Source organism: Kribbia dieselivorans NBRC 106261, from assembly GCF_001552435.1.
Classification (GTDB): domain Bacteria; phylum Actinomycetota; class Actinomycetes; order Actinomycetales; family Dermatophilaceae; genus Kribbia; species Kribbia dieselivorans.
The window spans coordinates 1-2,532 of record NZ_BCRE01000139.1; the positions used below are offsets into that span (position 1 = coordinate 1).

General features: G+C 70.5%; 4 protein-coding genes and 2 tRNA genes. All 6 read left to right on the plus strand.

The genetic code is table 11. The annotated features are described in order from the left end of the window. The first annotated feature begins 100 nt into the window (after positions 1-100). Positions 101-173: transfer RNA gene (locus tag KD1_RS11565), tRNA-Thr, on the plus strand. A 47-nt stretch (positions 174-220) separates the two neighbouring features. After that, positions 221-294, plus strand: a tRNA-Met gene (locus KD1_RS11570). Positions 295-443: 149 nt separating this feature from the next. Next, positions 444-614 (plus strand): 50S ribosomal protein L33, encoded by a 171-nt coding sequence (gene rpmG, locus KD1_RS11575; RefSeq protein ID WP_068402069.1) that lies wholly within the window; start codon positions 444-446, stop codon positions 612-614. A gap of 149 nt (positions 615-763) precedes the next feature. Beyond that, positions 764-1,225: an FAS1-like dehydratase domain-containing protein gene (locus KD1_RS11580; protein ID WP_068402071.1), complete on the plus strand. Its 462-nt coding sequence runs from the start codon at positions 764-766 to the stop codon at positions 1,223-1,225. 1 nt (position 1,226) lies between these two features. Then, on the plus strand, positions 1,227-1,691 hold the full coding sequence (locus tag KD1_RS11585) for a MaoC/PaaZ C-terminal domain-containing protein (protein WP_068402073.1): 465 nt from the start codon (positions 1,227-1,229) through the stop codon (positions 1,689-1,691). Further along, on the plus strand, positions 1,688-2,532 hold an 845-nt coding region (locus KD1_RS11590), incomplete at its 3' end, for a UDP-N-acetylmuramate dehydrogenase (protein WP_068402075.1). The genes KD1_RS11585 and KD1_RS11590, both read left to right, overlap by 4 nt.

The following is a 2,532-nucleotide window of genomic DNA, read 5'->3' on the forward strand; positions in this document are numbered from 1 at the left end:
TCCCGCCGGCGTGCCGCCGCCGGTGGGGAGCCTCGATTTCGTCATCCGGGCCAAGTCGGTGTAATCTCCTCTGGTCCGCGCGGGTGAATCTCGCGTGACTGCCCCCTTAGCTCAGTCGGCAGAGCGTTTCCATGGTAAGGAAAAGGTCGTCGGTTCGATTCCGACAGGGGGCTCAGGTCTGCATCGGCCGCGGATCCATCCGCAGCCACCGCAGGCGCCTGGCGGGGTAGCTCAGCTGGTTAGAGCGCACGACTCATAATCGTGAGGTCGCGGGATCGAGCCCCGCTCCCGCTACGCACGGCACCCAGGGAATGGATTCCGCTCCACCGTGGTTGTCAGGTATTCTGGTGCGTCGGCCGCAAAGGTGGCCCCGCCCATGGCGAGCCATCGTGGTTCGTCGTCCACCCAGAGCAGAACCCCGTTTTTCGAGAGCAGGTTGACCCGTGGCCAGCAAGAGCGCCGACATCCGTCCGAAGATCACCCTTGCGTGCACGGAATGCAAGGAGCGCAACTACATCACCAAGAAGAACCGGCGCAACACGCCGGATCGTCTTGAGTTGGCCAAGTACTGCCCGCGCTGCCGCACCCACCGTGCGCACCGCGAGACCCGCTGACCAGCATTCCGCCGCCGCATCGACGGTGAGCACCGAAGGACCCCACGCCGACGCCGGCGTGGGGTCCTTCGCTGTGCCCCGGCCACCCGCCGACCGGGTTGCGGCCCAGGGCTCGGTCGCTGTCCCACCCACGCTCTAAGGTGGTCCCCATGCCGGTGAACGAGTCCTTTGTCGGGCGGACGTATCCGCCCACCGCCACGTACACGGTCGGCCGCGAGAAGATCCGCGAGTTCGCCGCCGCCGTCGGGGCGACCGACCCGCTGCACGTCGACGTCGAGGCCGCCCGCCGTGCCGGCTACGCCGACGTCATCGCGCCGCCGACCTTCGCCGTGCTCATCTCGCAGCTGTGCGACGCGCAGTTCGTCACCGACCCCGAGGCCGGCGTCGACTTCAGCCGCGTCGTCCACGGCGAGCAGTCGTTCGACCACCAGCGCCCGCTCGTGGCCGGCGACGAGATCGTCGGCGTGCTGACCATCGAGTCCGTCCGCGGTGCCGGCGGCCACACCATGGTCGCGCTGCGCTCCGATCTGCACGCCGTCGACACTGCCGGTGCGCCGGGCGCGTTGGTGTGCTCGACCCGTTCCATGCTCGTCATCCGCGGAGAGGACTGACATGCCCGAGACGACCACCCCCGCCGCCTCGACACCCGACCTCACTGTGCTCCGCGCTGCCGACGTCGCGGTCGGTGACGAGGTGCCCGGCCGCACGATCCATGTCGATCGCGCCACGCTCGTGCAGTACGCGGGCGCCTCGCTCGACCGCAACCCCATCCACTGGGACGAGACCTTCGCCACGCAGGTCGGCCTGCCCAACGTCATCGCCCACGGCATGTGGACCATGGGCGCGGCCGTCCAGGTCGTCGTCGACTGGGTCGGCGATGCCGGGCGGGTGCTGTCGTACTCGACGCGCTTCACCAAACCGGTCGTCGTGCCGCGTGAGACCGGCGCCGACGTCACCGTGTCCGGCGTCGTCAAGGACATCGATGCCGACGGTCGGGCGAGGGTCGAACTGACGGTCACCTTCGATGGGGTGCGCGTGCTGGGCAAGTGCATCGCCACCGTCGCGCTGGCCTCGTGAAGGAGGAGCGCGACGCGCCCCTGGCGCCCCTGACGACGATGCGGGTCGGTGGTCCCGCCCGCCGCCTTCTCACGGCCACCACCGAGGCCGAGGTCATCGATGCGGTGCGCGCGGCCGATGCCGCGGGTGAGCCGGTACTCGTGCTCGGCGGAGGATCGAACCTCGTCATCGCCGACGACGGTTTCCCGGGCACGGTGGTCCGGGTGGCCACGACCGGGATCGACGTGGAATCGGCCGATGCGTGCGGCGGCGCGCACGTGCGGATCGCCGCTGGGGAGGTGTGGGACGAGGTCGTCGCCCGGGCGGTGGCGCAGGGCTGGAGCGGGATCGAGGCCCTGTCCGGCATCCCCGGCAGTGCCGGCGCCACGCCGGTGCAGAACGTCGGCGCGTACGGGCAGGAGGTCGCGCAGACGATCGCCCGAGTGCGCACCTGGGACCGCCAGGCCGGGCAGGTGCGCACGTTCGCCAACACCGAGTGCGACTTCACCTACCGACACTCGCTGTTCAAGGGCTCGACGTACCGCGGCGCCGGGCGGTTCGTCGTCCTCGACGTCGTGTTCCAGTTCGTGCTCGCCGATCTCAGCGCACCGGTCGCCTACGCCGATCTGGCCACGCAGCTCGGGGTGGAGCTGGGGACTCGCGTGCCCCTGGCCGACGCGCGCGAGGCCGTGCTGGCCCAACGCCGCCGGCGCGGCATGGTCCTGGACGCCGCCGACCACGACACGTGGTCGTGCGGGTCGTTCTTCACCAACCCGATCCTGACCGCCGACGAGTTCGCCGGGCTGGAGGCGGCCGTGACGCAGCAGCTCGGCGCCGACGCGCCGACCACGCCGCGCTACCC

Excerpts from the sequence above, each read along its gene's own strand:
- KD1_RS11580 (WP_068402071.1), top strand. The coding sequence starts at position 764 with ATGCCGGTGAACGAGTCCTTTGTCGGGCGGACGTATCCGCCCACCGCC.
- KD1_RS11585 (WP_068402073.1), top strand. The coding sequence starts at position 1,227 with ATGCCCGAGACGACCACCCCCGCCGCCTCGACACCCGACCTCACTGTG.